6 protein-coding genes are annotated in these 4,695 nt (G+C 60.6%); 3 read left to right on the top strand and 3 right to left on the bottom strand.

The genetic code is table 11. From position 1 onward, the window contains the following. A partial coding sequence (locus AC1DT3_RS12620; protein ID WP_477465600.1) for a DUF1134 domain-containing protein occupies positions 1–426 on the top strand: 426 nt, incomplete at its 5' end. A 234-nt stretch (positions 427–660) separates the two neighbouring features. Further along, positions 661–1,944 carry a hypothetical protein gene (locus tag AC1DT3_RS12625; RefSeq protein WP_477465601.1) on the top strand — a complete coding sequence of 428 codons (1,284 nt, stop codon included), beginning with the start codon at positions 661–663 and terminating at the stop codon, positions 1,942–1,944. A gap of 2 nt (positions 1,945–1,946) precedes the next feature. On the opposite strand, the gene AC1DT3_RS12630 is transcribed toward AC1DT3_RS12625, so the two are convergent. Next, positions 1,947–2,795 carry a D-amino-acid transaminase gene (locus tag AC1DT3_RS12630; protein ID WP_477465602.1) on the bottom strand — a complete coding sequence of 283 codons (849 nt, stop codon included), beginning with the start codon at positions 2,793–2,795 and terminating at the stop codon, positions 1,947–1,949. A gap of 117 nt (positions 2,796–2,912) precedes the next feature. Here AC1DT3_RS12630 and AC1DT3_RS12635 point away from each other — a divergent pair, with 117 nt between their 5' ends. Further along, on the top strand, positions 2,913–3,518 hold the full coding sequence (locus tag AC1DT3_RS12635) for a hypothetical protein (RefSeq protein WP_477465603.1): 606 nt from the start codon (positions 2,913–2,915) through the stop codon (positions 3,516–3,518). A 28-nt stretch (positions 3,519–3,546) separates the two neighbouring features. On the opposite strand, the gene AC1DT3_RS12640 is transcribed toward AC1DT3_RS12635, so the two are convergent. Together AC1DT3_RS12640 and AC1DT3_RS12645 are read right to left on the bottom strand one after the other, a co-directional pair. Continuing rightward, entirely contained in the window at positions 3,547–3,888 is a 342-nt protein-coding gene (locus AC1DT3_RS12640) for an SWIB/MDM2 domain-containing protein (protein ID WP_477465604.1), read from the bottom strand. Between the two features lie 186 nt (positions 3,889–4,074). Further along, positions 4,075–4,518, bottom strand: a complete 444-nt coding sequence (locus AC1DT3_RS12645) for a response regulator (RefSeq protein ID WP_477465605.1) — start codon at positions 4,516–4,518, stop codon at positions 4,075–4,077. Positions 4,519–4,695: the final 177 nt, after the last annotated feature.

Here is a 4,695-nt window from a genome sequence, read left to right on the forward strand (position 1 = left end):
TCCCGTGGGTTCGCTCTCGCGGTCCAGGAGGCCATCAGCCGCTGGGGAGAGCCGAACGGGTATATTCTCGGGCAGGAAGCGTCAGGGGCCTTCTTCGGCGGCCTGCGCTACGGGGAAGGCAAGCTCTTCACCCGTAACGCCGGCGAACGACGCATCTTCTGGCAGGGCCCTTCCCTCGGCTTCGATGTCGGTGGTGACGGTGCACGGACCATGATGCTCGTCTACAATCTTCAGAGCGTCGATGCGCTGTACAGGCGGTTCGTCGGCATCAACGGATCCGCCTACCTGATCGGCGGCTTCGGTGTCACCGCGGCTGCGGCCGATGAGATGGTGGTGGTGCCGATCCGCACCGGCGTCGGCGCACGCCTTGGCATCAATATGGGCTATTTGAAGTTTACATCCCAGCCGACCTGGAACCCCTTCTAGCCCACGTCAAATTAGCCCACGTCAAATCATGCGCCGTCGCGGTAGGAACGCCGCGGCGGTGCATTTTTTTGCTGGGAGGCTGGTCTGCGGACTCCAAACCCTCCCAGGACTCCCCTTTTGGTCACGGCGCGCTAGAACCCGCCTTCGTGGAACAACGGCGCTCTGGCAAGCAGCGCGGGCACATGGCAGGGTGCTTGAGCTCTTCCGATTGAGCGCCCTGGAGTAAGCGTCGGCGTGGTCGAAACCATCATGATTTTCGCGTTGGGGTTCCTTGCGGCAACCTTGATCGCTCTTCTCGTCATCCCCGCCATCAATGCGCGCGCGGAACGCCTGGCCCGTCGGCGGGTCGAAGCGCTCTTTCCTCTGTCGATCGCCGAACTGACAGCGGAGAAGGACCATCTTCGGGCCGAATTTGCGGTCGCCCAACGGCGAATCGAACGCCGGGCGGATGAGGCTCAGAAACTCAAACACCAAAGCATGGAAGAAATCGGTCGCCGGGCCGTGCGGATCGAAGCCCTCGAAACCGCATTGTCCGAGCGCGACCAAACCATCGCCGGCCTCGAAGCCGACCTCGCCGACGCCCTCAGCCGCCTCGCTGGCACGGACGGTGAATTGGAGGCGACGAAGGCCAGCCTGTCAGGCGCGAAGGAAAGCCTCGCGTCCCTCGATTCGGCCCATCGGACGGCGCTCGAGGAATGGGCATCGACGAAGAGCGAACTGGATCGAACGACCGCTTCCCTCGCTGCGATCTCGACCGATTTCGTTTCGCTCCAGGAAAACCTCGAGACGCAGGAAGCCGCTTTTGTCGATCTCGATACGCGTCACACCACGGCCTTGAGCGAACTCGACGCCAAGCGGATCACCATCTCGGATCTCGAAACGCGGTTGATGACGCACACGGCCCGTGGCGATGATTTCGAACGCGCGTTGGGGGATCACAAAAACGAGCTTTCCGACGAGCGAAAACGCAGCGGGAAACTGGAAAAGAGCCTTCTGTCCGAACAAGAGCGCGGGATCATCCTCGAGCATCGCATTCGCGATCTCGAAGTCGAACGTGACCAAAAGAGCGAGGCCGTGGAGAGCCTGACGTCGGCCATCGAGCGGGAAAAGCAGGCAAAAGCGGTGATCGAGGAAGCCCTCGCCGCGAAAATTGCGGCCGAGCAAGCCCTGGCTGCGCAGCTGACGGCTCTGCAGCAAAACGCCACCAGTGCGGAATCGCAAAGGGCGAAGGACGGAGAAGCAAGGGCCTCCGACCTCCGAACCCTCTCGGCACGATTCGAGGAATTGAAGGCGGAGAAAGCAACCATCGAAGGTGCTCTCTCCGCCGCACGCGCCGAGCGCCTCCGATTGCAGGAAGAGTTGCAGGCGCTGCGCAAAGGCGGCGTTTCCCCGGACGCGCAGATCGAGGCCGACAACGAGGAACTGCGACGGCAGATTTCAGAACTTGCTCAGCGGATGATGGATACCAAGGCACCGGATGCGTCGCGGTCGAACCGCAAGGGCCGGACTGGCAAGTAAGGTCAGGATCCGCGGGCCATCGCGAGGTAGAGCTCCCGCAGGCGCCGTGTGATCGGACCAGGCGTGCCGTCGCCGATGGGTCGTCCGTCGATGGAAACGATGGGAAGAACGAAATTCGACGCGCTGGTCAGAAACGCTTCCGCGGCATTGTAGGCCTCGTCCGGCGTGAAGAAGCGCTCTTCAAGGACGAGCCCGGTTTCCTCGGCGAGACGCAGGAGTGATTTGCGCGTGATGCCGGGAAGAATCGCATTCGAAAGCGGGCGTACGATGATGGCGCCCTGCTTCGTCACGATGAAGCCGCTCGAAGAACCTCCCTCGGTGACGAAACCGTCTTCGACCATCCAGGCTTCCTGGGCGCCTGCCTCCTTCGCCGCCTGTTTGGCAAGAACCTGCGCAAGGAGCGAGATCGACTTGATGTCGCGCCGTTTCCATCGCATGTCTGGCACGGTGATGACTGCGATCCCCTTGTCCGCAGCGGGTGATTTCGCAATCGACCGCACCTGCGTGAACATGACGATCGTTGGATCGCCGGCGTCCGGGAAGTTGAAGTCGCGATCGGCAACGCCACGCGTCACCTGCAGGTAGAGAAAGCCCTCATCGAAATCGTTGCGCCGGATGAGCTCTTCTTCGAATGCGGTCCATTGCGCGCGCGAATACGGATTGGCAATGCGAATTTCGGACAGCGAGCGCTCGAGGCGGGCGAGATGCAGATCATTGTCGACGAGGCGACCGCCCAGAATTCCGAAACCTTCGTAGACGCCATCGGAGAACAGGAAACCGCGATCCATGATCGGGATTCTAGCCTCCTCGAGCGGGAGAAACGATCCATTCAGAAAAACAACACGGGACATGCGCACTCCGCAGATAGCCGGTTCGGCCCACTGGCCACGATGAAAGTGAAAGCTACATATCCCGATCTGATGCGGCTGCGGAAGTCGCTAGATCTTTAAATCGGGAGGACGTCAGCGATGAAATTCGTAACCGCCTTCGCTCTGCTCTGTGCGGCCGCGACCCAGACGCATGCGGCCTCTCCCGTTCCGGCGCGCACTTGGTTTCGCGATCAGGGCTATGTTGCGCCGCTCGGCGGTCGGATCATCGCCTGCCATGGCTATGGCTGCACGCGGCGCATGGAAATCGTCATCGATTCCGCATGGTTCAATCGCGTGCGCACGGTCATGCGATCAGGGCACGCATCACCTGCCGCCGAACGTGAGGCTCTGCGCGATGCCGTCAGCATCTACACCGCTCATCTTGCGGGGCAATTCGGCGGGCGTCCGGACGAGCCCGGCTCTCCGCCCTCCCTTTCAGGAACGAACGGGCAGATGGATTGTCTCGACGAAACAGCCAATACGACGAGCCTCCTGCTGCTGCTGGAGGAACAGGGGCTACTGGTGCACCATGAGGTGGAACGTCCGCAATCCCGCGGCATCTTCCTCGATGGTCGCTACCCGCATTTCACGGCGGTGATCGTCGATGTTCGGGAGAATGTCGAATGGGCCGTCGACCCTTGGCGCAAGGCGCCTGGGAAAAGTCCCGACCTTCTGCCGCTCGACAAGTGGCAGAAGGCCTCCTGATCAATGAAGCGCCTGGGCGCCTTCGAGACTACTTCAAGTGCTGTGCGAGATGCTTGTTCATCTCGAACATCGTGACCTTCTTTTTGCCGAAGATCGGCTGAAGCTTGTCGTCCGCCAGGATCTCGCGCTTGTTCTCGGGATTCTGGAGGTTGTGCTTCTTGATGTACTCCCACATCTTGCTCACGACCTCGCCCCGGGCAATCGGGTTGGACCCGACGATGACCGCCAGTTCCTTGGAGGGCTGCAGGGGCTTCTGAAGCGCGTTGGGCTTAGCGGAGGCCGTCTTCTTGGCGGCGGGCTTTGCAGCCGCCTTGGCGGCTGGCTTCGCCGCAGGCTTCTTGGCTTTCGCGGCGGTCGTCTTAGTGGCCATGAGTTCCTCCGAAAGGTAATGGCGAGAGCAGCTGAATGAAAAGGTTTGGCCGTCCTGCTGGCGGCCGAGAAAGTCCGATCCCTCTGAGATTGGCTTAACAGGGTTTCAGCGAAATCGAGCTTATGGCTGCTTTACTGCCCCAGCAAGACTATCCTTTGGTCTTTGAACCGCTCTTTGAACGACTTTTCACGCAAATCGTGGAAACGGCACCACCGAATTCACAGCCGGTCCAAATTCCTCTTGTTGTTCAGACACTTTCAACGCGCGTTCGACCGCCGACCGAACATGGGAGACGATGGCTTCGTTGGGACACGGCTTGGCCAGAAAAGCCGCGCCGGGGGGCAAATCACCCTGCGCGGGCCATTGCCGACCCGACATCACCAGAATTTCGAGGTGGGGCCACGATTCGTGGGCGGACCGCGCGAGATCGTATCCGTTTCCGCCGCATGGCATATCGACGTCGGTGAGAAGGACACTGACTGGCAACCCTGAATCGAGGATCGTGAAGGCTTCCGTCGCCTGGGCGGCTTCGATCACCCTAAAGCCGGCATCCTCTAAAAGCTCTGCCAAGACCAGCCGAATCAGAGGCTCGTCTTCGACAAGAAGTATTGCGGGCGTATCCTCGGTCATTGGATCCAAAACTCGAACGCGATGCACAGTAACGCTAGGGGGATTTCCGAGTTCCCTTGAACGACCAGCATTTCTCCACGCGAGGGAGTTTTTCCACAGATTGCTTTGGTTTTCCCGGAAATGAGCCTCGTGGAGCGCTCAGCCACGACCGGAATGGGTGGCTCTGCCGCTTTCGAT

The organism is Microvirga sp. P4_G7 (genome assembly GCF_056401005.1).

Excerpts from the sequence above, each read along its gene's own strand:
- AC1DT3_RS12635 (WP_477465603.1), top strand. The coding sequence starts at position 2,913 with ATGAAATTCGTAACCGCCTTCGCTCTGCTCTGTGCGGCCGCGACCCAG.
- AC1DT3_RS12640 (WP_477465604.1), bottom strand. The coding sequence starts at position 3,888 with ATGGCCACTAAGACGACCGCCGCGAAAGCCAAGAAGCCTGCGGCGAAG.
- AC1DT3_RS12630 (WP_477465602.1), bottom strand. The coding sequence starts at position 2,795 with ATGTCCCGTGTTGTTTTTCTGAATGGATCGTTTCTCCCGCTCGAGGAG.
- AC1DT3_RS12645 (WP_477465605.1), bottom strand. The coding sequence starts at position 4,518 with ATGACCGAGGATACGCCCGCAATACTTCTTGTCGAAGACGAGCCTCTG.